Below are 23,847 nucleotides of genomic sequence, written 5' to 3'. Positions count from 1 at the left end.
CCAACAATTATTTACCTTTATTTGGGGGTATTTATAGTATTTCAAAAAAAGGAAGTTATATGTTCAAGTGTTGTTTAATGTTTTTTTTAGTTTTTTTTTCAGGAGTAACCTTTGCTAACACTCCTATAGGACAGCGGACAGTTTCTAAGTTAATGTTCCATGATTCAGGAAATCTATATGTGTTTTTCAACGGGACGACTACGCATGGAGAAACATGTGATGATAAATCAATTTATGTATTACCAAATGCTCATAAACACTTCTCTGAAATATACTCAGGATTACTTGCTGCAATGCATGCCAAAGCAGCTGTTAACGGTTATGTTAATGGATGTGTTGACGTTTGGGGTAAAACTAAGCCAAAAATAACAAGAATAGATTTATTGTGAGATAAATAAACATATAAGCCATATCCGCAGGACTAAAAACACTTGGTTAGGTATCGCAGCGCTTCACATTTTAGCCAACTGCAATTTCCCACTTAAAACGGCGTTAGCTTTTTAAATTAACTCAGAGATATCTCAATGAAAAATATTATCTACACCATTCTATTTTTAGTATGCACATCAACTTTTGGTTCTGCGAATGCAGCATCGGGAGTAAGTACCGGAAAAATTACTACTATTCATTGGTATGAAGGCCACACAGGGGTTTTAGTTAAACAAATAGGAATGTCTGATTTAGGAGGATGTGGTCGTGCAGATTATTATATACTTGATGATACACATTCTTATTTCAACGAGATTTACTCGCTAATCCTTTCTGCTCATATTTCATCACAATCACTTTCGCTAAGTATAGATGGCTGTATTCAAGGGATATCAAGAATCAAGCACATCACTAGCAGTAAATAAAAGTTAATAAAAAAATCAACAAATAACCGTGGTTTTTGCTCCTTCGTCGCTTATTTTAACTAACTATTATTGACCTCTTAGTGAGGTGTTATGTGTTTATTCACTGTCAAGCTACTTGTTCAAAACTATGGGTAATTATGAAAATATTAATATTAGGTTTATTGAGTATTGCATTCACTGCTCAAGCAGAGACATTTAAAACAACAAAAATTGTTGAGTTTAAGTCTCATGCTGCACCTTATTACACAGAAGGGAATATATGGAGTGATGTGACATGGATTACTTTAGAAGGGGTGACTTCTGTAGGGAATATTTGTAAACCAACAGCCTGGTCAAATGGTTTAGCACCATTTTATATCCGAAATAGTAATGCGGGACTCTTATCTTTAGCGTTAGCAGCCAAAATGGCAGATAAAACCGTAATGGTAAATGTTAATCCTTTAGCTCCTATCATAGGTGGTGCTTGTAAACTGGAATATATTGGTATTTAAATCACACATAACAATAAGTTCAAACGGAACAAAAACAGTTGGTTAGATTCCGCTTCGCTACACATTATAACCAACTGTTTTGTTCGCTTAAGTGGGCGTTATACGCAAGGATGATCAATGTCATTTAAATCTACGTTTGTTTTTATTTTAATTTTGGTAACTTCAGGTTGCTCCTCTCGTGGTGCCGAAGAGGCTGGTTGCAATTTTACTTCCGGCTCTACTTATAGTGAGCACGATAAAGAAAGCTCTTGGAGCTCTGATTTTATTAGCGATATTTTTGTTGGTTTGTTTAACGTAGTAGTACAAGGTGCCCACAGAAATATTTCTCCCGAGACTTATAATTCATGTGCTAAGCAGGATGTAGCTACTAGCATAGATCCAGATGGTAATATAAAAAATAATGTACGTTAACGAAATAGCTAACGTTAGGTGGTATTTGCGTATAACAACAGCCATTCAATGATGACAAATAACAGTTGGCTATTTGCTCCTTCGTTGTTTATTTTAGCCAATTATTATTTGCCTCTTAGTGGGCGTTAGCTTTATAGGACATAGCATGACCAAATTAACTAAATTATTCTTTTACTCTTCATTCTTTTTATCAACTAATGCATTAGCCTCATGGGATGGCACGGTTGCTGGAAAAATCAATTCAATAGATGTTGCACCAGGGCAAAATTATGGTTTTAGAGTTTCATTAATCAACAGCCCAAAACTTTGTGGAAATAATCATACATGGGCATATTTAAATGAATCTGATTCTAATTATAAAACCTTCGTAAGTGTTCTTTTAGCAGCAAAAATGGCGGATAAGCAAGTAGTTCTATATACAAACCATGAAAACTCATCAGGGCAGAGTTACTGTCATATCGGATATATGGTGCTCAAGTAAAGCTAACAAGGCATTCAAGCAGGACAAATAACAGTTGGTTTTTGCTCCTTCGTCGCTTATTTAAACCAACTATTATTTGCCCATTAATGGGGCGCTATGTTTAATTAAGGATTTTGAAGATGAATAAAAGGTTAGTGACTCTGTTAGCAATTGGCTGTGCTTTTAACTCTTTAGGAGGAGAGCTCACAAAGGGATCTACTGTCTTAGAAGTTGCGTCAAATGGATCAAATGCAGCTAACTTTGCTGTTAAGGTTACAGGAGGTACAGGTTTATGCTCTGGGTGGATATACTTTCCAGAGGTAAAGGTATCTTCTATTACAACATATAATCAATCGTTTACATTAGCTACAATGGCATTGGCTGCGGATAAAAAAGTTAGAATACATAACTATTCTGATAATTCTTGTACAGGTGCTGATTTTATATCAGTAAGTAAATAAACATACAAGTTACTCAAACGGTCAAATGACAGTTGGCTTTCTGTTCATGTCTCACTTATTTTAGCCAACTATTACTTGCCGCTTAATGTGGCGTTATATTTTTCCAATAGACTTACGTATTTATTTAGGATTAATTATGAAAGAAATTATTATTACGATTGCTAGCTTGATGATTATCAATAGTGTGTCAGCTGCTGAATATTTTAGAGAAAGAACAATAGTAGGTGCTGGTGTTTACTATAGTGGTACAAAAAGTATCTTATTTGTTGATATTGACGGCGATAAATCTACGATGTCTTCATGCGCAACTACGAAACGTTTTGCCATTGATAGTAACACACCTAATTTTAAAGAAATGGTTAGCATAGTGATGACCGCATATGCAACAGGTGAAGAATCAGTAGATCTTATAGTAAATACTACTTGTAATCATTGGGGCAACGCTCAAGATCTATTGGGGATCAAAATTGGAAAAATGCCTTGGTAGCCCTAGCTGCTAAAAATATAACAAGTCAATCAAAAAGACAGTTGCCTATTTTCTCTTTCGTGGATTAGTTTAGCCAACCATTATTTGCCTCTTAATGAAGCGTTATTTTTATAAATCAATATGGATGTATATCAATGAAAACCTATGTAAAAAATATGCTTTTATTTAGTTTGATCTTGACCCCTGTAATTTCTCAAGCAGCGGAGGCAGGTTGGACTGTTTCTTCAAAAGTAGTGAAATTAGTTGTGACTCAAAATGGGGGGATAAATGTTCGTTTATCACCTGAGTTAAGTGGCTGTACTTCACAAAGTGGATATGGAGCTAAATATGCTTCTATATATCATACTCACCCTGGAATAAAGGCTATTCATGCCAACCTTCTTGCTGCATATATGAGTAATAAGGATGTTTCTTTGTGGTTAAAAGATGCTAATTGTACCGTAGGGGAAATGACTCTTGGAGGTACTCATTCCTCTTAAAATGGGGTAAATAAATATAAACCGTTCAAGCAGGACAAATAACAGCTAGCTATTTGCTCCTTCGTCGCTTATTTTTTTCAACTATTATTTACCTCTTAATTGAGCGTTATATTTAAGGTGTATCAATGAGAATATTGTGTCTATTTCTAAGTCTTGTTATTTCTAGTTACTCTTTTGCTGGAGCTTCGTTTACCGGGACTATTAATAAAGTAGTTTGCCACACAACTGGAATCAGCCAGAACTGTCAAATACAAGTTAATGGTGCTATATCAAGCCAAACTTGTGGTACTAGTTCATGGAGATTTACTTTTGATGGATCAACTAATGAAGGGAAAAATATTCTTTCTATTTTGTTGGCTTCTCAAGTTTCAAAGCAGACTATTACATTAGGTGGAACAGGACAATGTAGTCTTGCCTCAACCTCAGAAGATTTAAGGCATGCTTATATTACGACAAATTAAATATAACAAGAAATTCAACAATGATAAAAAAAGTTGGCTGTTTCACTCAGCTACACTTTTTAGCCCATTGCAATTTTCCGCTTAAAACGGCGTTAGCTTTCTAAATTAACTCAGAGATATCTCAATGAAAAATATTATCTACACCATTCTATTTTTAGTATGCACATCAATTTTTGGTTCTGCGAATGCAGCATCGGGAGTAAGTACCGGAAAAATTACTACTATTCATTGGTATGAAGGCCGCGCAGGGGGGTAGTTAAACAAATAGGAATGTATGATTTAGGAGGATGTGGTCGTGCAGATTATTATATACTTGATGATAAACATTCTTATTTCAACGAGATTTACTCGCTGATCCTTTCTGCTCATATTTCATCACAATCACTTTCGCTAAGTATAGATGGGTGTATTCAAGGGATATCAAGAATCAAGCACATCACTAGCAGTAAATAAAAGCTAATAAGAAAATCAACAAATAACCGTGGTTTTTGCTCCTTCGTCGCTTATTTTAGCCAACAATTATTTACCCATTAATAGGGCGTTAAGCAAACAAGTTAAATTAAGGTGTTTATAAATGCAAAAAAAAGTAATACCCGCTATCGTCTTCTGTACTTTTACTTCGTTATCTAATGCCACGGAACTAAAGGTCGGACCACAACAAGATTCTTTATACCCAACCGCATTTTATCTAGAGCCAGGAGATGGACTTTATGTGGAGTTTCAAAGTGGCAGTATGCCAGGTTGTAGTCACAACAAAGGTGGGCGATTAGCAAAGGCTAATCCAAATTATAAGGAATTGTATTCACTTATGTTAACTATGATGGCGAGTAAAACATTCAAAGGGACTGTGAGATATAAAGAGACAACTAGTAGTGGTTGGTGGCATTGTTCTATTGAAGGGCTCAATGTATTTCCTAAATAAATTTGTTACTTTGCCATACAAGCCATCCAAGCAGGACTTTGACAATTGGTTAGGTTCCGTTTTGCTTCACATTTTAGCCAACAATTAAAAGCCTCTTAATGGGGAGTTATGTTTAAAGGAGTTCAAAATTGAGAGTGATACTTTTATCTTTATTTCTTGTTTTTTCAGGTACATCATTAGCTACGGAATTAACTATTTCCAATGCTAAAATTACATCTATCAAGGCTTATGAAACAGCGGATGAATCTATTAATGTATGGTTACATATTAATGGAAATAGTCGCGTAGGTAATAACCCAGACAACTCAGCCGTTACTTGTGAATTATGGACACATGATAAAATTGTTCATTCAACAGCTCTTGCGGCCTTAATGTCAGGGAATAAAGTTGCTGTTACTTACGTAGATCGAGGTGATAAGTCTCATTGGTGCAATGTAAAAAACCTCACTGTATCTGGAAATTAAACATAACAAGGGTTTTCAAAACGGACAAATTACAGCTGGCTATTTGCTCGTACCTCACTTATTTTAGCCAACTGTAATTTTCGCTTAAAACGGCGTTGTGTTTCTTCATCCAACATTTGGTAATTCAAAAATGAAAACTTTATTATTAAACACATTTCTATTTATAAATATTGCAGTTGTTTCATCGACTACATTAGCTGGCTCTGTTAGTAATGCAAAAATAACTCAAATTTATTGTGGTTATTACGATGGAGCAAATATGTGCTCAATATATTTTGATAAAGCTCTCTCAGACTCTCCAACTTGCCACACTAAAAGTAGGAAGCGAATGCAAATTAAAACAGATGATGATACAGGTAAAGCAATACTATCTTTAGCTTTGACAGCTTATAGCACTCAAAATATTGTAGACGCAGGCGGGAAAAATACTTGCACCGTTTGGCCTGATACTGAAGATATGAATGTAATAACAATTAAGCACTAAAACATAACAAGTTGCTCAAACGGAAAAATAACAGTTGGTCATCGCTTCTCTATTATAGCGAACCATTATTTTCCGCTTAGCAAGGCGTTAGACTTTAATCCTAATAATGGAAAGTATATATGAATAAATTTTTTAATTATCTCATTCTCATTTTATGTACTTTTACCATTTCAATTACATATGCTGCCGAGTATGAGAAATCAAGCCGCACGAAAATAATTTGGGTGGGAGCGTATCATTCCAGTTCCGCGAGTGGTGATGTTTTAATAAGAGCTGATAAACCTTCAGCAAGTTGTAGCTCAGGATATTTATTATTAGAAGGTACAGCGGGCTTGAACTCAAGTTTAAGTATTGCAATGTCAGCATTTCATTCTAATTCCAATGTTGAAATACATGCATACACTGGCAAACCTTGGCGAGGTTCGAGTAGCTCAAAATGGTGTATTATTTAAGGTATACATATAGTTAAGTAAATAAAGTCTAACAAGCAAATTAATCATGACAAAAAAAAGTTGGCCGCGCTCGTGTCTCACAGAGTATAGCCAACCATTACTTTCCGCTTTGCAAGGCGTTAACGTTTAAGGAGTTGTGGTGCAAATTGAGATAAACAAACGTAAAGCATTATTTTACGCATTACTAAGTTTATTCATTGAACCTCCTTTAATTGTATATGGCATTTATTGGCTGTATATCGAGAAAATTAGTGTTTCATATTCAATATTATTTATAGCTATTGGTCTTATTATGAGTGTTTACTCATATGCTCAATTCTTAATTGTCAGAAGTACTTGTTTAGGACTTATTTTTACACCTGAAGGATTAATTGATCATTCAACTTTGCCTAATGACATCCTAATTGAATGGTCGGATGTTAAATTAATAAACTGTCCTGATTTGAATCCACCTCCACATTTCTCTATTCACCTAAATGATGACAATAAATTCTTTAGTAACCTTAATTGGTTCTCGAAGTTCTACTTTAAAATAACTAAGATGTGGTAGAAAACACCTATTGTACTAGTTACTGAAAATTTAAGATGTACAACAAAAGCGCTTGATGCCATATTAGAAGAATATTCAAGCTTGTATTTGCAGTAAACCTATTGCAAGGCGTTAAAACGGACATAAAACAGTTGGTTTTTATCACACCGTTCAACATTTTGACCAACTATTTTTTGCCCCTTAATGTGGCGTTATATTCAAAGAGTGTTAATCAAATTAGGTGTAAGTATGAAAAAGCATTATGTGTATTTTTAACTTAAGTATGTTCAAGTCATGCAGTTGCTGATAGTTTAGCTAATGGTGGTGAAGTTCTTGAATTATTTTCTGTTTCAACTTTAGTTGGCTCCGGAAACACAACTAAAGATGAATCTTTTGTTGTTAAAATTTCAGGCGATTGCATTGATGGTTGGGATCATAATCGGAGTTTAAATGGTTATTTTATTGTGAAAAAGTAATCTCCTTTCAACGTTATCTATCTATAAAAATATTTAGTTAGTTGCGATTCATATATAAAAAAAGGATGCGCACGCATCCTTTTTTTATATAAACGCTGACCCAATTTTAAACCGATATAACGGCTATGAAACATTCAGTGAACACGATGGCTGCAATCAACTCTTCATAAAAAATAGTGCAAATAACGTACTGAATATTTATCATTTTGGTTTTGTGATTTTGTTACAAACACCCACTGATGTTATATAGATAATTATGTCTTGTTAATATTTGGTTACATTTCCCTGTTCTTTTTCTTTACTTTAATTTAGACTAGCCGCGTTACAAGGATGCAATTCCCTTAATAGTAAGTGCTACTGGCCTAGGAACTAAGTCTCTAATAACAATAATAATAAACCTTAATAAATCAATTTGAATAAATTTACATTACCGATATGTAGCCTTTGGGAACATATTTCAGGAGTTAGTATGTTTAATAGATTCGTCAAATCTATTGTCTTTTTGTTGTGCCTTTTATCTACAGTAACACAAGCAGGAGATACGCCTTTATATCAGGAGTATCAAGCTTTTGAAGACCCCCAAGGGAATATTTACTTACAGCTCCCAAAGCAGTTTGTTCTCATTCATGCCGATATTTCTATACCTTTATCTGTTTACCCTAATAATGCCTTAGTTAGATTATATGAAGAAAATGGCGTATGGAAAGTAGAAATCCTAACCGAAGCGCAATTTAATGCCTTAACACTAACTCCTTCTGATTATAATATTGAGTATCATGACTTTAGTGGCGATGGCGATCTTGAAGTTGTTTTAAGATCTCAGAACATTCAAAATGACAGCTTTATTTTGTATGGTTTAGAAAATGGGTCAATCTCTTTTAGCGTGCACGGCGTAAACAGAGATGGTGTCGATTTATCAAAAGGTAGTGGTGCCCAATTTATTGACGTAAATGGCGATGGCTACAAAGACATTCAATATCCAAATTACACCTTGCTAGGTGATATTCATAAAAAATTCTTTAATGCCTCACGATACAAAACGAGCCAAGCTGAAATAATAGGCGCTACAGGCGGTAGCTTTAGAGTTGCAGAAGATGGCTCCGCTTCTTATCAAATACCATTGAAATTACCCCAAGGTATTGCGGGTGTTGCTCCACAAATGGCGTTTAGTTACTCATCTAACGGTGGTAACAGTAATTTAGGTCGAGGTTGGTCACTTTCTGGTTTAACAAGCATTAGCCGTTGCCCTAAAAATTATGCCCAAGACGGATATATTGCCGGAGTTAACTTATCGATTGTCGATGAATATTGTTACAACGGCCAGCGTTTAATCAAAGTAAGCGGTACGCATGGGCAAACCAATGCTGTATACCATACTGAATTTGCAGACTTTAGTGTTATTACTATCACCAGCTCCAATACCCAAGGCGCAACAGGGTTTGAAGTAGAAACTAAGTCAGGTGAAACACATTACTTTGGTACTAATACTGTAAATGCTAACGCTGCTGCTTATGTTGGCAGCATATCTTCACCGAGTGCTTACTTAATTGCCGCTATTCAAGACATTAAAGCAAACCAAATAAGTTACAACTACTCGCACGCCAACGCACTCGATGTTAGCGACACAGAGGTAGACGAAGTTAACTTAGACACAATTACTTGGGGAGCAACAGCCGCACCAAACGAGCTAAAAGTAAATTATATTCCTAACCCTAGACCTCATTATGGTTATAGATATGGCCGACAATTCGCGCAAACGAAATACATAAATAATGTCGAATTAACACAATCAGGAACACTTATTCGCCGTTATAACATTACATGGGATAACGGAATTGTAGATGAAGATGTCACCCCAACTGAAGAAAATATAAGCCGTGTCACAGATATTCAAGAATGTTTAGTTGAAAATACAACTGAACAGTGCCTCACTGCTTCGAGTTTTAATTGGAGCAGTACACAAACGGGCACAAGAGAAAAACAAGTGTGTGAAGCGTGGTTTGACGAAGACATTGACAACACATCTTATTATGGTAAACCGAAAGGGCATCAAATTTGTAAAAAATGGAAAACAATCATCCAAACTGCAAATTTCGAACCTTTTGGTGATGTTAAAAATATTAGCTTTGATAGTGACTTTAGAAATTCTGAAACAAACCTTACCGCAGATGCAAATGGCGATGGTCTGAGCGATATCTATTATGTTGATGACGGTAAATGGGCAATAGCTATTATGTCTGCTACAGGAGAAGGCGATAATAGAATTATTTATAAAACCTCTGACTCACATCGAAGTACTTTTAGTAAAGGAAGCTCTGACTACGCTAGAGTTGTTGATATTGATGGCGATGGTCGAATGGAAGTTATTTATCCACATGACAAAAAATGGTACAAGCTCGCTTTATCAGCAGATAATAAACTAACCAATACATATATCAATAGCTATAGGGATGATGACCATAAAAACACTTTATTGCTTGATGTCGACGGTAATGGCTTTATTGATATGGTTACCAAAAAAGAGACCGGTTTGTTGGTTTATTACAATTTTGGTGGTTACATAAGTCCTTTTTACAAAAAATTAATCACTAATAGCATGGTGACTAATAACCTAGGCGGCAATGCCTCAAAAGTTCATTTACAAACCCCCGCGCTTAAAAATGCTGCATTTTTAGACCTAAACGGCGACGGTATTTCAGACCTGATATCAAAGGGCTCGGTTTCAAAATATTACTGTGAAAAGTTAATTGGCACTGCTCCTACACCTAAAATTAGCAATGTCGGTCATTGGGAAATTGTTTATCATAGCTACGTACGTTCTGAAACCAAAGCCTATTGTGATCCACTTATAGCAAAAAATGAACAAACTTACCGCAATCGATCAACTTCATTAACCATACCTGTAGCTTTAATGGGGACGGTAAATAGTAGCGGTACGCCTAATTATCAGTCGGCATATCCACTAAACTTTTTAGCTTTCGTTGATGTGGAAGAAGATATTCGCATTGCTGATTTTAACGGTGACGGTTTAAGTGATGTTTTATATCGAGTAAACAGTAAGTGGCATGTAGGAATATCGAAAGGCGATGGCAAATTTATCACTAATGCTATTCCAACGAATGTTTTAAATGCATCAGATGCTGATATCTATGGTTATCATCGTTTTGCTGATATTAATGGCGACGGTTTAACCGATCTTCTTGCTTACAAAGGCAGCTATTTTGCAGTTTATTTAGCCCAAGCAAATAAGAATAATATTCCAATTTTTACTCAACGCTTAACTATATCGGTAGATGTTGACGATAAAAAACAAATGCACTTCGCAGATTTCGACGGTGATAGTCAGTTAGATATTTTATTTGAGCAAGGCAGCCAAATGAAATACAAGCTAGCTAAAATTCCACAACAACGTAAAAACGTTATTGATGTGGTCACCAGCGGTTTCGGACAAACAACAGAAATTCATTATGGTTTATTGCAAGAAGATAGTAATCGTATTCAAACGGGTTCAACCTATTTAGACTCTTTAATTAACATTAGGCGAGATGCGGCCTCAAAATACTATGCTACATATTTTAAAAGTGACTTTGTACAACCAAACTTAGGCCTTTGGGTTGTCTCAAACGTAACCAATATAGGTTACGACTCTTACGGAATATACCAAGACGAGCTAAGCCGAAATAAACCTGTATCTATTAGTTATCAATATTCAGGTATGTTAATGCACAGATTCGGGCGTGGCTCATTAGGATTTGAACAATTAGCCACCATAGATAATACTACAGGCATAAAAACCACCACCAAATATAGCCAAGCTTTTCCGTATGTAGGTATGCCAATATCAACAACACAAAGCTACGACGGAAAGGTATTAAGTGAATCAACAAATACTTTTGCTCCAACTTGGAGCCCGAAATTTGGTCTATTCCCATACATTGACATTGCTACCGATAAAAAGTGGCGCTTATTAACTAACAACACTGTCGCTTTTTCTAGCCATAGCCAATTAGATTCAAATTACGACATTTTCGGGAATCTAACCGGCAGCACTAGCAAGCAATTTGCTAATGCAGGGGGGACTGTTGAGTTAGCGCGTGTTACTACCAGTAATACTTATAATGGTTTAGGTGGCGGAGCAGAAAAAGGGCGATTAGATACTTCATCAGTAACTCATACCCGTGGTAGCGAAAGCAAAACAAGAAGTTCAAGTTTTGGTTATCAAGCTAATGGCATGTTGGCATGGTCAAAAATCGATGGTTTAAAGCAAAAAACAACGTATAAATACAACGCGTTCGGTAGCAAAGAAAAGGTTTGTGTTATTGACGAAAACACCAGTGAGTCACGTTGTTCAACAACACTTTGGTCTTCAGATGGCCGTTTTGTTACCGGTGTAGAGAATGCAATAGCGCAAAGTGAACGTTATTTATATAACGGTCAAGCGGGTAGCGTTAATGGCCGTATTTGGTCAAAAACAACCACAGGCCCTAACCAAATAGCAACAACACAATATTTTGATATTCAAGGCCAATTAGTTAAAGAGCAAAGGGCTGACGGTACAACCAGTTTGATTACTCGCGCATACAGTTCAAGCACTAATCTAGGTAACTGTATTGTCAATACCCAGAAACTTTGCTTTTCTGAAACGACAACCTCAAGTGGTAAACCAAGTTCTACGGTGTGGTACGACGCTTACGGTCGTAAAGTAAAAGCACAAACACAGTCTTTTTCAGGAAACCAATGGTCAAGCCAATATTATACTTTCGATGCACTAGCTCGTGGAAAAACCACCAGTGAAGCATATTTTGAATCGAGACTTAATGGTTTAGCGCCAACCACAGCCCTTGATAAAACCACCTTTTATTATGACGTTTTAGGGCGTGTTACTGAAGAAAAATTACCAGACGGCGCCATTAATAAGCGAAGGTATAACGCCTTAGAAAATAAATACACCGACGGTGAACAAAATACCCGCACCGAAACATTTAACGCTTTAGGGCAGTTAACTAAAGTAACAACACCCGTTCATACCACTATTACGCAAGAAACGGGTGGCGACGAAACAATGTTACAAGCAAAAGATGCCTTTAAGGGAATGTTTAGTGCGCTGTATGTTCCTACTGAACCAACGCCACCAACGACACCACCTACGACAATCACAACGTTTGTCAGGTCTATTACCGACTACCAATACGATGTGTTCGGTAAATTAACCAAAGTCAGTAATTATGCTTCTAACAATACGAGTCAAAAAGTCACTATTCATACGCAATACGACAACGAAGGCCGTAAAACCAGCATGTATGATCCTGACAAAGGGTATTGGCAATATGCTTATAATGCCTTTGGCGAACTTACGGCTCAAACAAGTGCAAATAATTTAACTTCACGTAACTATTACGATGTATTAGGGCGAAAAACTAAATCTACCGAGCAAGCGTTAGGCGACTATAATGCAACAGTCAGTTGTTTTCATTACGGTACGAGTACAGCCGATAAAAATGTCGGGAAACTCATTAAGCAACAACAGTTTACCAGTAGTAATAGTGCATTAAGTGGCTTTAACTGTGCGTCTAAAATTAATACCACGGCCACGTGGCAGCAAAGTGTTAATTTTGATCAATTAGGCCGTTTGTCTGGCACAACTACAACCTTTGAAGGGAAAAGCTTTTTACAAAGTCAAACGTACGACGCTTATAGCCGAGTAAGTACCCAAACGTTACCCAAAGGGTTAGTTGTAAATACCCAATACCAATATGGTTACTTAAAACGCATCAAACAAGGTGACTTAACGCTACGTGAAATTACCGAAATGGACGCCGCAGGCCGAATAAAAAAGGAAACCATTGGTAAAGGTATCCGTAAAACCAACGGTTATGACGAAATAGGCCGAGTATCTAATATAAGTTTAACCAAGTCGGGTGGACAAGTACTGCATAACTTAAGTTACGACTACGACTATGTAGGCAACTTAACCGAACGCAATCAAAATTATGCAGGCAGTATTAACTTTAGTGAAAACTTTGAATACGACAGTATTAACCGCGTAAAAGAAAGAAGCATTGATTACAGTAATATTGATGTAAGCCAACTTGACGAAGCGTTTGCCTACCAGCAAAACTATGAATACGACTTTATTGGCAATATTACCCGTAAATACAGTAGTGAATTAGTTCGTTTTGGCGAAATTATAGACCCAAGGCCACCAGTGTTTACACCTGGTAACCATTGGCCTATTAGTGGTGGAGAAAGAGAAGAAGTAAACCATGCAAATAATTATACCTATAATTACCAGTGGCAAACCCATAGCGACAGCACGAGCGCTTATCCGTTAAAACGCCGTGGTTTACATAATATTCAAAAAGGCAGTAACACCAGTTACCGCAACTATAGTTACGATGCTAACGGTAATGTAACCAGTGATGGTAGCAGAGACTATGATTACACACCGTTCGACAAACCTTGGCAAATTACCAGCGGCGTGCAAAGTAGTAAATTTAAATACGCGAATCGCAGCCGTTATTTACGTGAAGATGAGATTCAAGAAAAAATGCCGAATGGCAATAACTATTCAGGGTTAACACAATATAAAACCCATTATGTTGGCGCTTACGAACGTATAGAACGCACCGGTGGTGCAGGCAGTAAAATTGAGCATAAATATCAAATAGCGGGGGCAGTATTAACCCGTAAAGAAGGTGAAACAACCTTTAGTACGCTCTTTGCGCATACCGACTACCAAGGCTCTGCTATTACCATTACCGACGAAAATGGGCAAGTTGCCGAGCAGTTTATTTATGACCCTTGGGGCAAGAAAACCAAGGTTATTATAAATAACAATGTGGGTAGCCTCGTGGCTAACTTAACGCGAGGTTCCGCAACTACGCGTGGTTATACTGGGCATGAGGGGATTGACCACTTTGATTTGATTCATATGAATGGTCGGGTTTATGATGCTGAAATTGGCAGGTTTTTGCAGGCTGATCCTTTTGTACAGTACCCAAATAATAGTCAAAGTTATAATCGTTATAGTTATGTATTGAATAACCCGATGAGTTATACCGATCCGAGTGGCTACTTCTCATTTAATCCTTTAAAGCGTGCTAAGAAGCTTTTACGGTCAATTGCTAAAATACCTATTTTAAATACCATAGCGCAAGGTGCTGCTTGTTTCTATGGTGGCCCATGGGGGTGTGCAGCATATGCGTCGGCTTCTACTTATGCTGTTACAGGTGATCTTGGTGCATCATTAAAAGCAGGGGCCATTGCTTATGTATCGGCTAAAGCTTTTCAACAAATAGGTGAAAGTTTCCAAGCTGCAGGTGTCAAGAATTTAGCCAGTGGTACTGCAGGTTTAAGTGAATTCGGGGGGAATATGCTCACTTCGGGTCAAATAGCAGGGCAAATAGCAGCGCATGCGGTTACTGGAGGTGTTATCTCCAAAGTCAGCGGTGGTAATTTTGGCCATGGTTTCTTTTCCGCAGGTGTTACTAAAGGATTAGGTGGTGCTTACTTGCCAGGAGGGAGCGATCTTTCTGGTAGTGAAATTGCATATGGCACAGTAGTTTCTGCAGTGATTGGTGGTACGGCTTCTGTAATTTCTGGTGGGAAGTTTGCTAATGGTGCTAATACCGCAGCATTTCAATATATGTTTAATCAGGCAGCGATTAAAACTCATAACGGCTACAGAGTCGGTCAGGGTGTAGATGCTAATGGAAATGCACTAGGTACTGAAGATCATGATCTGATGAGCCGGATTGAACGAAAAGATGGAGAGTTTTCGTATGGTTCTCATGGTGAAACAAATGGGGAAAAAGTTTATTTGAAGTATAAACATGTAGATGCAAATGGGTTAAGTGAGTTTTTAAAAACTGATACAATTTATGATTTCAAGACAACTTTACGTGTTTATGCTTGCAATGCGGGCTTAGGAGAAAATTCAATCGGACAACAGTTTTCAAATATGCATAATGTCAATGTATGGGCTCCAACAGGTCTTATACATGTTAGTGAATATGGGCAAGTTACGTTACAAAATAATGCTCAATGGAGACTTTTAACACCAAAGAACTAAGGGGGAGCTATGTTTAAATTTTATTTTATTATCGTGTGTTGTTTATCAGTTAATTTTTGCGTTAATGCTGATGATACAGTTGATTTCTGTAAAAGAAACTCATCATTTATGATAGCTGAAAAACACGATATAGCATGTTTGAAAAAAAAAGTTGAAATAGATAAAGATGTGTATGCTGCTTATTTATTAGGTACGTTTTATATTGGGGGAAAAGGGAGGCTTTCATCAGAGTCTATAAAATGGTTCTCACTATCTGCATCTTGGGGGAACACTGATTCTATGCTCATTTTATATGATCACTATGCAACAAGAGATCATGAAAAAGCAAAAGAATATCTAATTAAAGCTTCAGAGTTTGGAAATAGTGCTGGGCAATGGGAGCTTTATAAAAAATTAAATAGGGATAGTTTAATAAATAATGATGCTTATAAATGGTTAAAAAAGTCCGCTTTAAGTTGTAATCCAATCGCAATAGAAAGGCTTTCATCATTATTGCTTGATAGTGATGAATTAAAACCTATAGCCATGGCATGGTTAACGTTTGGTTTGTCAATTGCCAAAAGCGGCTCAAGAATAGAAAGTGAAATGGTTCAGCTTTTAGATAAAAACAAATCTCATCAGCCTGATTTTTCTAAACTGAAAAATTTGCATTTGAAAACAAAATGTTCTGTAAAAGATTTAAACAAAAAATAATAAAAGGGGTCAAAGGGGGCGGTGTCACATGAGATTGATTCTCATTTGGTTCAACCGATAATAGAGTAAATAGCTACCTAAATAAGGCTATATAAATAGCCTTATTTGTTATTAAAAATTTACAAGTAAAAATAACTGGGGTCAGTGTAAAGTTAATCCTGTTCTATGCTCATCTTATCTTTCTTTAAACGGAAAAATAAAAGAGAAATAACTGGGGTCAGTGTAAAGTTAAACCTGTTCTATACTCATCTTATCTTTCTTTAAACGGAAATAAGGTGAGTAAAGCCGATGGCAAGACGATTACGAGTTTCTCCAATAGGTGTTGCACAACATGTTATTCAACGAGGTAATAACCGCCAAGTTTGTTTTGCTAGTCAGCAAGATTTTAGCGCATATCTTGGCTGGTTAGAGGAATACGCCAAGAAATATCATGTCGAGATACATGCGTGGGTATTAATGACTAACCATGTGCATTTACTTTGTACGCCAAGGTGTGACGGTGGGGTAAGTAAGTTAATGCAGTCATTGGGGCGGCAATATGTGCGCTATTTTAACTTTAGTTATAAGCGTACAGGCTCTTTGTGGGAAGGGCGCTATAAGTCTTGTTTAGTGCAAGAAGATAAATATTTAATACAGCTTTATCGTTATATTGAATTAAACCCTGTCCGGGCGGGCATGGTAGCAGATCCTTCTAGTTATCTATGGTCAAGCTATCAGGTTAATGCATTAGGTAAGCCGTCGGTGTTGTGTACACCGCATGCGTTATTAATCGCACTTGGAGGTGATTTGATAGCACGTCAAGCGGCTTATCGTGCTTTGTTTAAGTTCCATGTTGAAGGAAAGCTGTTAACGGATATTCGAGAGGCGCTGAATCAAGGAATGGCGATAGGTAATGATGCATTTAAAGCGCAACTTGCCACGTTAACGGGCAGGAGAATGACGCCCAAAAAATTTGGTCGTCCTGTTGGTTGGCGAAAAAATCGGGATTAAAGTAGCAGAATAAAAAGGGACACCCAAAAAATGCTAAAAATAATGTAAGTTTGGCTTTAAGCGGTGTTCTGGCTGAGAAATAAGTGATTATCTACTGATAGATCAGTTGTGATAAAAAAAATAGCAAACACCCTCTCAAATAAGGCTATATAAATAGCCCTGTTTTATGAAAACATTTACACGTAAATCTATTAGGAATATATGAAGAAAATTATTTTAGGGATCGTTTTACTGCTTGGAATAAACCATGTTGAAGCTGCCGAAGCAAGCCAAGCCACCACTATTACACGATTTATTTCATACAATCAGTTTGGTGGTGGCGATGTGGTTTTTCGTATTGCAAATCCAACGGCTAACTGTTACGGATATTGGATAAGCAAGAATGATGCTGGCTTTAATGCGAATCTCAGCCTCATTCTTGCCGCTTACCAAGCTAAAACTAAAGTCAAAGTTACTGGTCACACGGATCAAAAATGGCCTGGCAGTGGCAGTTTTTGGTGTAAATTATATTCCATTGAATATCCAGGGTAAAAGTGGCCAGTAACAATTGAGAATGATTCTCATTGGTTATTTAAAAAATAAAAATAAAAATAAAAGGAAGAGATACAAAAATGCGTTGGTTATTATTAATTCTTATAATTTTTTCAAGTTATGCATCGGCAAGTAGTCAATGGTGTTCAGGTACTATATCCCGGACCTATATCGCTAAAGATGGCACATTGTTTATTTTCGGTAGTTGGAGAAACGATTACACAGCGATATGTAATGTAAACGAAATAAGAGAAGGAGTTACTGTCGATGTTTGTAAAAGCTGGCTTTCAATGGTTATTACCGGAAAAACGGCACAAACTCCCATGATTGCTTATTACAGTAATGTGCCTTCATGTACGGAAATTCCAAAATACAATGCAGCGCCTAGCCCTGGTTATATTATGTTATCGAATTAACATAGACAGGGGGCACTGACATACTTGTCAATAAAAGATTAAAAAGCCTCTTCATATATTTAGTTCAATGAAAACACATCCACTCAAAAAATAAATAGGTAAAAAAATGCGTTGGTTATTATTAGTTTTAATGATTCTATTTTCTCATCAAGCAGCTGCAGCATTTGACAAATGTATTGGTGTTTATGTGGGAAGAATAAGTATTCATCACCAGCAGGGCATTGATAAAGTAGTATTAATGTCTAGTTCGTCAGATACTAGTGGCTCATATTGGGTGCTCTTTACAGGTTGGGATCCAGAAGCTAAGAAAGAGGCACTATCGGTATTAATGGCAGCAAAAGCATCAAACCATAAAGTAGATATTTATACTAAAGCACAAGGAAGATGCAGTATCGGTTCGCCTGGGCAAGTGTTTACCGAAATTCACTTATCTACAAATCCGTAGTGAAAATAAAACATAAAAAGGGACACTCCCAAATTAGATTATTCTGAATAAAAAGGGACACCCATGTTTTTGACTAAAATTTTTATACGTAAATGTAAGGTAAAGAGGTTAATTTTGATTAAATTATTTCTTATCGTTTAAAATTGGGTGTTTTGAAAAGCTAAACAACGTTGAAACGCTCCCTAATGGAGCGTTATATAAGGAAGTTTTAAGTGTTAAAAAAAATAATGTTAATCGGTCTTCTACTACTCAGTAATCAGGTTATGGCAAGTGGCAGTGGTTTGAAAATAAAAAGTGTTTTTTATTGTGCCTCAGATTTTTCCATGTTGATGAGCAATGGTGAGCGTTGGGTAGTTAGAAAGAGTGATGTTGGTGAGCAAAAACTAAATCACTTTATTTCAATGGCAATGTTTATGATTGCTGCTGATAAAACTACCGCGAATATTTTCCCTAAAGACCCTATTTCTTGGTGTGGTAATAACAACGTTAGACCTATCACTATTTTTAGTTTTAATAATTAATAAACTAGATAAAAACTTTTGCCAATTAATTTAAACCAAGTTTAGTAGGGTATCGAAAATTGAAAAAAGTTTTATTATTAACCACATTACTAACATCCTTTTCATCTATGGCAACTCACCATTGCATAGGTAATGTGAATTCAATTGCAGTCGCTGGAAACGGTAATATCCATGTAAATATAGGCTCGATTGGAGACGGAAACGTACTTTGTAATACAGGCGTTAAGTTAGGAGAGTATACGCCAGAGGCATGCAATTCAGCATTAAGTATGATATTGAGTGCAAAAATGGCAAAGAAAAAAATAAGACTGTATTTTAGGAATGATACCGATACATCTTGTACAAAAGGCAACTGGAAAAATTTTAGCTCAAGTGCTTATCAGCTTTATTATATAGGCTTGGAGGGCTAAGTTAAAAAGTAAAAAACATCAGAAATCTACAAAAAAAACATTATATTAAGAGATTCTACATGAACATATTTTACAGAACAGTTATAGGCTTAGGCATAGCGACTTTATTTACATTTACGGCGAATGCCGCAAATTCATTTGTTTGTACAGGTAAGATAACTACATTAGGCGTTCATAGCACAGATAGAGCTTTCTTGCGTTTAGAAGGAATGGCTGGTCCCGTTAATATCTGTAATTTAGGCAAGACGATTGGAACGGTTTATCCTGTTTCTGCAGAACAATGTAAAGTTGCATATAGTACTCTTTTAACGGCTTATTCTATGGGGAAATCAATTAGTGTACATTTTGATAACGTTTCTAGCTCTAATTGTTCTTCTGCTGGAGCCTGGGAAGTTGCAACCGCTCGCTGGGTACATCTCGACGGCTAAAATTAACCTTAATTAAATAAGCTACATTAGCTGGCGATACCCTTGTCTCGCTGATCATAACGACTATTAAAGTCATTATTAGGGCTATGAAGCTAGGTAAAGAGTACTGATGAAAAAATTAATATTAATAATGCTATTAATAATGTCTACTTCAGCTTTTGCCGATGTAGATTGTAAGGGAACAGTAAAGCTTGTTTTGGAATGGCCTCAACAATGCAACGGTAATTTAGCGTTCATGTTAGATGGTAATAAGAGCAATGGAAAATATGTTTGCACTATATCAAGTAAAAGTGAATCAATGGTTTTATCAGCCTTAATGTCGGGTAAAAGTATTAGTTTTCGAGTAAAGGTCTCTGGTGAAACATGTGAGAGTTTATCATCTCATTATTTAACCCCAATGTACTTACACGTGTTTTCGGAATAATAAATAGCAAAAAATAACAGGCACCCACTCAAACTTTAATCGTGTGTAATATTAATTAAAACCAGTTTACTAGAGTAACTAACAATGAAAAATATTTTACTATTAATCACACTTTTAACCTTCTTCTCATCATCAGTATTTGCTGGCTTTTGTGACAATAGAGGAGCAGCACAAAAGGTTAAAGATATTCATATGTTTAGTGGTTTTTGCTTAGATAAAAATTGAACCAGGTTAGATGCCAGTGCCGACGCTACAAATGCTACTTTAAGTAATATAGCGGCACTCGAGTTGAATGAATATGGGTAAAAAAACATTATGCCTTTATTGATTACTGCCTTGGCTGCAGATAAGTCGATACAACTATCATATTGTAAAGGCATAGTCGGACATGGCTATATTGGCGCAGGTAACACCGTTGTTTTATTATCTTCAATTAAATTGATTAAGTAAGTATCAAAATAAATGACTAAAACGGAGACGGGAAATAACAAACATCCCTCTACTTTGAGAAATAACAGGCATCCATTCGAATTATTTAAAGTGTGCGTGTAGCAGTTTGCCGTGCAACTTAGAATAAAATAAATTTATCGAGTCAGTTTATTAAGCGAGGCTCATAGGAAATATATGAAAAGTTTAGCTTTAACCCTGATTTTATTCATTGGGTGTATTATGAATATTGCCCATGCTGAAATAGTAGCTGTGGGTGATGTAAAAATAACCGAAATATCAGCATACGATGATTATCAAGGTGGCATTATTAGAATTGAAATGACCAATGTGAACTCATCATGCCCTAATGGAGGTTACTTAAACCCAAACTCGGTAGGTTTTGATCGTCTCTATTCGCTTGCCATAGTTGCAGCAACAACTCAAAAAATTGCAAGGTTTCAACTCTATAATGACAAAATAATTGCGGGGCTTTGTGAAATAGATGCAATTCGATTGAATTTTAGTTAAATGGACCATTGCAAAGTATAGAGTGTATGGTGTGATATTTGATCTTTAAAGCCTATGTTACGGTTTTTACATTTCAGTTGAATAACACCATGTTATGCAAGAATAGTCACGCATAACATGGCGTTGAATTCGCTATTTACTTATTAGTTAACGTAACGAATAAAAACTTTTTGCCTCGACTGAAATCCATTATACGATGCAGACACACTGTCACCATCAAAATGTAATTTACTAACTGGCTCTTTTGTTGCTCTAGCACTTAAGAATATCGCAAAAAGTGATTTGCATGTTTCTGGCCTCATGCACCTGCGACTGTCCATATTGTTTCGGATCACAGAAAAAAACAGGTGTATGCATGCTGCTTAACGTTTACCATTAACTGATTTTTTTCATGATAACCAACACTGTCAACCACCCCAGAGCAAATTAAACTAACAGCGTAACTGTTAAGTGAAAGCAATAATGAAGTTATAAATAATGTTTTTTAATTTTTTATTAATATGTAGTAAATGTAGTTAATATAATGTAAATTATGTAACAAAATAAATCTAGGCTTTGATTTGTTTGTCTAATATTAAATTTTCTATGTTGTCTCAAGGATTGAACTGTTGAAAGTATTATTCGTTATTATTTTATTCTGTTCATTTCAAGTCAACGCGAATAGCTCGTTTCCCTATGAAAAAGTCAGTCAAATAATTCATTATAATTCTAAAATCGCAATGCCCAGCGTTGATGTGTCTACTAGAGATAATTTTGAAATAAAGTCTATATTGTTTAGCTCCCGCAGATTGTTCCTTTGACCAAATATATGCTGCTATTCTCGCTTCGTATTATATCGTTACCTTCTTGGTAGTTGGCTTATTCGTTGTAACAGTCGATATAGAGCACCTATTTCAACGCGTCTATATTAAACAAAAAAGCTCATGAAAAAAATTTTAAAATAAAGAGTAAAACACTTTAAAGGAATAAATATGAAACTGAAAATTAGTCTGTTCACCTTATTACTGTCAATAAGTACCTTAAGCGAAGCTGCTTTTAATTGTACTGTTGGTCTTTCAAGAATTCTTGTCTATGGCAATGGTTCGGTGAATGTTCTTCACCAAGGAAGAAATGATTTCACTGTTATATGTAGTCTAAATGAAGCTAGGCAAGGCGTCAGTATTACCACCTGTGCAATGTGGACAAGCATGTTACAAAATATAAAAAAGGAGGGTAATAAAGCTATTTTTTATTATCCTGGCTCAGGCACTTGTGCAGCATTACCTACTTACGGTAATACACCTGCGCCCGTTTATATTGGAGTTGTTTAAATTATAGCTGTTTAAGTTGTGTCTTAAATTTTTAATAAATAAGTAAAGAGTAGCGTAATTAATGAATTTTTTTATAAAAATAGCCTTACTGTTTTCGTTAGTAACTTTTTCTAACTATGGTTTTTCAGGCACCGATCTGGTTGGAAAAGTTGAACGAATACAAATTAATGGCGATGGCATGTTATGGATAAAGCTCTCAGAGCCAAGGTTCGATGAGTTCTGTAAAGTCGGTTGGTACGGTTTTAATGTGTATATTCCTCAGTCAGACAAAAACTATCCCTACTATTACGGGTTAATTACCACAGCCTTAACAAATGACCACTATGTACGGATTTCAAATATTAGTCATTTCGATGGTACTAAAGCTTGCGATATTACCCAAACGGGTTATGGCATTGTACTGTTAAAAAGCTAAATAAATTATACGTTGAAGGTATAACCATGAAATACAAACGGTTGGTTTTTTTATTTATTGCATTGCCATTTTTTGCGGCTAGTGCTGCGAATGAACAAACAACAACAGCAAGCAAGATCATTAAAGAAATTAGAATTCAAGACACAGGTACGAGTGCTACTTATTACTTTGTGCCAGAAAACGGTACATGGCAAGCACCAGGTTGTGAAAATGCAATATATGCCTATTTAGATAAAAGTTCACCTGCGGCGAGTGCAGCCTTGTCGGCTGCATTAACATCGAAAGCAAGTAAGTTGCCGATTGTTTTCCATGGATTATGTGGAAGTGGTACAGGCAATATGGCCTATATCCGCATTAACTATATTCAATTTTAATCAGACTATTATTTAGGAAAGATATAATGAAATATTTTAAATTCCTTGCTGCACTTTTATTCTTAATCGTATCACAAACCAGTATTGCTGGATGGTTGGATACTTCAGGAAAAGTGACAGGTATTGTTACCTATATGGGGAAAGAAACAATTTTGGTTACTTTATCATCCCCTGGCGTTAATGTAGCGGAATGTCTTAGTAAGAACACTTTTGCAATAAGTTCTGCAATGTCAGCAGAGGGCCGCTCAAGAATGTATGCAATGTTACTTTCTGCTCAAGCAACAGGGAGAAATATAACCGTTAGTTATAATGAAGCCGGTAGCTGTGAAGCTTGGGGTGCCAATCAGAATGTTTACCGTCGTATTGTACGGTTAAGATGATATTTTTTAACGTGCTTATGCAACGTTGTTTATTAAGTATCTATGTAAATT

Annotated in this window: 29 protein-coding genes; all 29 read left to right on the top strand. The window is 36.1% G+C overall.

Going from position 1 to position 23,847, the window contains the following annotated elements:
• The first annotated feature begins 77 nt into the window (after nt 1–77).
• The 29 genes from H4J73_RS03275 to H4J73_RS03140 all read left to right on the top strand — a co-directional run bounded on the left by H4J73_RS03275 (nt 78) and on the right by H4J73_RS03140 (nt 23,796).
• On the top strand, nt 78–389 hold the full coding sequence (locus tag H4J73_RS03275; protein WP_182224368.1) for a hypothetical protein: 312 nt from the start codon (nt 78–80) through the stop codon (nt 387–389).
• 135 nt (nt 390–524) lie between these two features.
• Nucleotides 525–854 (top strand): hypothetical protein, encoded by a 330-nt coding sequence (locus H4J73_RS03270; protein WP_182179995.1) that lies wholly within the window; start codon nt 525–527, stop codon nt 852–854.
• Nucleotides 855–991: 137 nt separating this feature from the next.
• Nucleotides 992–1,345, top strand: a complete 354-nt coding sequence (locus H4J73_RS03265) for a hypothetical protein (RefSeq protein ID WP_182179996.1) — start codon at nt 992–994, stop codon at nt 1,343–1,345.
• 117 nt (nt 1,346–1,462) lie between these two features.
• Nucleotides 1,463–1,756, top strand: coding sequence for a hypothetical protein (locus tag H4J73_RS03260; protein WP_182223714.1), 294 nt, complete (start codon nt 1,463–1,465; stop codon nt 1,754–1,756).
• Nucleotides 1,757–1,901: 145 nt separating this feature from the next.
• The gene (locus H4J73_RS03255; protein ID WP_182181148.1) at nt 1,902–2,237 is read left to right on the top strand and encodes a hypothetical protein; all 336 of its coding nucleotides are present in this window, start codon (nt 1,902–1,904) and stop codon (nt 2,235–2,237) included.
• A 119-nt stretch (nt 2,238–2,356) separates the two neighbouring features.
• Complete coding sequence (locus H4J73_RS03250; protein ID WP_182181147.1) at nt 2,357–2,677, top strand: DUF5992 family protein; 321 nt, start codon at nt 2,357–2,359, stop codon at nt 2,675–2,677.
• 136 nt (nt 2,678–2,813) lie between these two features.
• Entirely contained in the window at nt 2,814–3,164 is a 351-nt protein-coding gene (locus H4J73_RS03245; protein WP_182181146.1) for a hypothetical protein, read from the top strand.
• Between the two features lie 134 nt (nt 3,165–3,298).
• Nucleotides 3,299–3,643, top strand: a complete 345-nt coding sequence (locus H4J73_RS03240) for a hypothetical protein (RefSeq protein WP_182181145.1) — start codon at nt 3,299–3,301, stop codon at nt 3,641–3,643.
• 125 nt (nt 3,644–3,768) lie between these two features.
• A complete protein-coding gene (locus H4J73_RS03235) occupies nt 3,769–4,104 on the top strand; it encodes a hypothetical protein (RefSeq protein WP_182181144.1) in 336 nt (111 codons plus the stop codon).
• 574 nt (nt 4,105–4,678) lie between these two features.
• Nucleotides 4,679–5,026: a hypothetical protein gene (locus tag H4J73_RS03230; RefSeq protein WP_182181143.1), complete on the top strand. Its 348-nt coding sequence runs from the start codon at nt 4,679–4,681 to the stop codon at nt 5,024–5,026.
• A 128-nt stretch (nt 5,027–5,154) separates the two neighbouring features.
• Nucleotides 5,155–5,490: a hypothetical protein gene (locus H4J73_RS03225; protein ID WP_182181142.1), complete on the top strand. Its 336-nt coding sequence runs from the start codon at nt 5,155–5,157 to the stop codon at nt 5,488–5,490.
• A 130-nt stretch (nt 5,491–5,620) separates the two neighbouring features.
• Nucleotides 5,621–5,974: a hypothetical protein gene (locus H4J73_RS03220; protein ID WP_182181141.1), complete on the top strand. Its 354-nt coding sequence runs from the start codon at nt 5,621–5,623 to the stop codon at nt 5,972–5,974.
• Between the two features lie 119 nt (nt 5,975–6,093).
• The gene (locus H4J73_RS03215) at nt 6,094–6,426 is read left to right on the top strand and encodes a hypothetical protein (RefSeq protein ID WP_182181140.1); all 333 of its coding nucleotides are present in this window, start codon (nt 6,094–6,096) and stop codon (nt 6,424–6,426) included.
• 1,474 nt (nt 6,427–7,900) lie between these two features.
• Nucleotides 7,901–15,502 (top strand): FG-GAP-like repeat-containing protein, encoded by a 7,602-nt coding sequence (locus tag H4J73_RS03210; protein WP_182223713.1) that lies wholly within the window; start codon nt 7,901–7,903, stop codon nt 15,500–15,502.
• Nucleotides 15,503–15,511: 9 nt separating this feature from the next.
• On the top strand, nt 15,512–16,195 hold the full coding sequence (locus H4J73_RS03205; RefSeq protein ID WP_182223712.1) for a tetratricopeptide repeat protein: 684 nt from the start codon (nt 15,512–15,514) through the stop codon (nt 16,193–16,195).
• A 288-nt stretch (nt 16,196–16,483) separates the two neighbouring features.
• On the top strand, nt 16,484–17,185 hold the full coding sequence (locus tag H4J73_RS03200) for a transposase (RefSeq protein ID WP_182223711.1): 702 nt from the start codon (nt 16,484–16,486) through the stop codon (nt 17,183–17,185).
• Between the two features lie 201 nt (nt 17,186–17,386).
• On the top strand, nt 17,387–17,716 hold the full coding sequence (locus tag H4J73_RS03195; RefSeq protein ID WP_182223710.1) for a hypothetical protein: 330 nt from the start codon (nt 17,387–17,389) through the stop codon (nt 17,714–17,716).
• Nucleotides 17,717–17,796: 80 nt separating this feature from the next.
• Entirely contained in the window at nt 17,797–18,132 is a 336-nt protein-coding gene (locus H4J73_RS03190) for a hypothetical protein (protein ID WP_182223709.1), read from the top strand.
• 106 nt (nt 18,133–18,238) lie between these two features.
• Nucleotides 18,239–18,577 carry a hypothetical protein gene (locus H4J73_RS03185; protein ID WP_182181135.1) on the top strand — a complete coding sequence of 113 codons (339 nt, stop codon included), beginning with the start codon at nt 18,239–18,241 and terminating at the stop codon, nt 18,575–18,577.
• 212 nt (nt 18,578–18,789) lie between these two features.
• A complete protein-coding gene (locus H4J73_RS03180) occupies nt 18,790–19,098 on the top strand; it encodes a hypothetical protein (RefSeq protein ID WP_182181134.1) in 309 nt (102 codons plus the stop codon).
• A 59-nt stretch (nt 19,099–19,157) separates the two neighbouring features.
• Nucleotides 19,158–19,508, top strand: coding sequence for a hypothetical protein (locus H4J73_RS03175; protein WP_182181133.1), 351 nt, complete (start codon nt 19,158–19,160; stop codon nt 19,506–19,508).
• A 59-nt stretch (nt 19,509–19,567) separates the two neighbouring features.
• On the top strand, nt 19,568–19,936 hold the full coding sequence (locus H4J73_RS03170) for a hypothetical protein (protein WP_182181132.1): 369 nt from the start codon (nt 19,568–19,570) through the stop codon (nt 19,934–19,936).
• Nucleotides 19,937–20,045: 109 nt separating this feature from the next.
• A complete protein-coding gene (locus H4J73_RS03165) occupies nt 20,046–20,360 on the top strand; it encodes a hypothetical protein (RefSeq protein WP_182181131.1) in 315 nt (104 codons plus the stop codon).
• Between the two features lie 315 nt (nt 20,361–20,675).
• Nucleotides 20,676–20,810 carry a hypothetical protein gene (locus tag H4J73_RS20335; RefSeq protein ID WP_259366680.1) on the top strand — a complete coding sequence of 45 codons (135 nt, stop codon included), beginning with the start codon at nt 20,676–20,678 and terminating at the stop codon, nt 20,808–20,810.
• A 174-nt stretch (nt 20,811–20,984) separates the two neighbouring features.
• Entirely contained in the window at nt 20,985–21,317 is a 333-nt protein-coding gene (locus H4J73_RS03160; protein WP_182181129.1) for a hypothetical protein, read from the top strand.
• 971 nt (nt 21,318–22,288) lie between these two features.
• Nucleotides 22,289–22,627, top strand: a complete 339-nt coding sequence (locus tag H4J73_RS03155; protein WP_182181128.1) for a hypothetical protein — start codon at nt 22,289–22,291, stop codon at nt 22,625–22,627.
• Between the two features lie 61 nt (nt 22,628–22,688).
• On the top strand, nt 22,689–23,042 hold the full coding sequence (locus H4J73_RS03150; protein WP_182181127.1) for a hypothetical protein: 354 nt from the start codon (nt 22,689–22,691) through the stop codon (nt 23,040–23,042).
• Between the two features lie 26 nt (nt 23,043–23,068).
• Nucleotides 23,069–23,416, top strand: coding sequence for a hypothetical protein (locus tag H4J73_RS03145; protein ID WP_182181126.1), 348 nt, complete (start codon nt 23,069–23,071; stop codon nt 23,414–23,416).
• Between the two features lie 26 nt (nt 23,417–23,442).
• On the top strand, nt 23,443–23,796 hold the full coding sequence (locus tag H4J73_RS03140) for a hypothetical protein (protein ID WP_182181125.1): 354 nt from the start codon (nt 23,443–23,445) through the stop codon (nt 23,794–23,796).
• Nucleotides 23,797–23,847: the final 51 nt, after the last annotated feature.

Source organism: Colwellia sp. MB3u-41, from assembly GCF_014076845.1.
GTDB lineage: Bacteria > Pseudomonadota > Gammaproteobacteria > Enterobacterales > Alteromonadaceae > Colwellia_A.
The sequence above is the reverse complement of the archived record's forward strand: the minus strand, read 5'-3'. Positions and strand labels throughout refer to the sequence as shown.

Bases quoted from the DNA above. Each gene is read 5' to 3' on its own strand.
- H4J73_RS03275 (WP_182224368.1), top strand. From the start codon at position 78: ATGTTTTTTTTAGTTTTTTTTTCAGGAGTAACCTTTGCTAACACTCCT.
- H4J73_RS03270 (WP_182179995.1), top strand. From the start codon at position 525: ATGAAAAATATTATCTACACCATTCTATTTTTAGTATGCACATCAACT.
- H4J73_RS03265 (WP_182179996.1), top strand. From the start codon at position 992: ATGAAAATATTAATATTAGGTTTATTGAGTATTGCATTCACTGCTCAA.
- H4J73_RS03260 (WP_182223714.1), top strand. From the start codon at position 1,463: ATGTCATTTAAATCTACGTTTGTTTTTATTTTAATTTTGGTAACTTCA.
- H4J73_RS03255 (WP_182181148.1), top strand. From the start codon at position 1,902: ATGACCAAATTAACTAAATTATTCTTTTACTCTTCATTCTTTTTATCA.
- H4J73_RS03250 (WP_182181147.1), top strand. From the start codon at position 2,357: ATGAATAAAAGGTTAGTGACTCTGTTAGCAATTGGCTGTGCTTTTAAC.
- H4J73_RS03245 (WP_182181146.1), top strand. From the start codon at position 2,814: ATGAAAGAAATTATTATTACGATTGCTAGCTTGATGATTATCAATAGT.
- H4J73_RS03240 (WP_182181145.1), top strand. From the start codon at position 3,299: ATGAAAACCTATGTAAAAAATATGCTTTTATTTAGTTTGATCTTGACC.
- H4J73_RS03235 (WP_182181144.1), top strand. From the start codon at position 3,769: ATGAGAATATTGTGTCTATTTCTAAGTCTTGTTATTTCTAGTTACTCT.
- H4J73_RS03230 (WP_182181143.1), top strand. From the start codon at position 4,679: ATGCAAAAAAAAGTAATACCCGCTATCGTCTTCTGTACTTTTACTTCG.
- H4J73_RS03220 (WP_182181141.1), top strand. From the start codon at position 5,621: ATGAAAACTTTATTATTAAACACATTTCTATTTATAAATATTGCAGTT.
- H4J73_RS03215 (WP_182181140.1), top strand. From the start codon at position 6,094: ATGAATAAATTTTTTAATTATCTCATTCTCATTTTATGTACTTTTACC.
- H4J73_RS03210 (WP_182223713.1), top strand. From the start codon at position 7,901: ATGTTTAATAGATTCGTCAAATCTATTGTCTTTTTGTTGTGCCTTTTA.
- H4J73_RS03205 (WP_182223712.1), top strand. From the start codon at position 15,512: ATGTTTAAATTTTATTTTATTATCGTGTGTTGTTTATCAGTTAATTTT.
- H4J73_RS03200 (WP_182223711.1), top strand. From the start codon at position 16,484: ATGGCAAGACGATTACGAGTTTCTCCAATAGGTGTTGCACAACATGTT.
- H4J73_RS03195 (WP_182223710.1), top strand. From the start codon at position 17,387: ATGAAGAAAATTATTTTAGGGATCGTTTTACTGCTTGGAATAAACCAT.
- H4J73_RS03190 (WP_182223709.1), top strand. From the start codon at position 17,797: ATGCGTTGGTTATTATTAATTCTTATAATTTTTTCAAGTTATGCATCG.
- H4J73_RS03185 (WP_182181135.1), top strand. From the start codon at position 18,239: ATGCGTTGGTTATTATTAGTTTTAATGATTCTATTTTCTCATCAAGCA.
- H4J73_RS03170 (WP_182181132.1), top strand. From the start codon at position 19,568: ATGAACATATTTTACAGAACAGTTATAGGCTTAGGCATAGCGACTTTA.
- H4J73_RS03165 (WP_182181131.1), top strand. From the start codon at position 20,046: ATGAAAAAATTAATATTAATAATGCTATTAATAATGTCTACTTCAGCT.
- H4J73_RS20335 (WP_259366680.1), top strand. From the start codon at position 20,676: ATGCCTTTATTGATTACTGCCTTGGCTGCAGATAAGTCGATACAACTA.
- H4J73_RS03160 (WP_182181129.1), top strand. From the start codon at position 20,985: ATGAAAAGTTTAGCTTTAACCCTGATTTTATTCATTGGGTGTATTATG.
- H4J73_RS03155 (WP_182181128.1), top strand. From the start codon at position 22,289: ATGAAACTGAAAATTAGTCTGTTCACCTTATTACTGTCAATAAGTACC.
- H4J73_RS03150 (WP_182181127.1), top strand. From the start codon at position 22,689: ATGAATTTTTTTATAAAAATAGCCTTACTGTTTTCGTTAGTAACTTTT.
- H4J73_RS03145 (WP_182181126.1), top strand. From the start codon at position 23,069: ATGAAATACAAACGGTTGGTTTTTTTATTTATTGCATTGCCATTTTTT.
- H4J73_RS03140 (WP_182181125.1), top strand. From the start codon at position 23,443: ATGAAATATTTTAAATTCCTTGCTGCACTTTTATTCTTAATCGTATCA.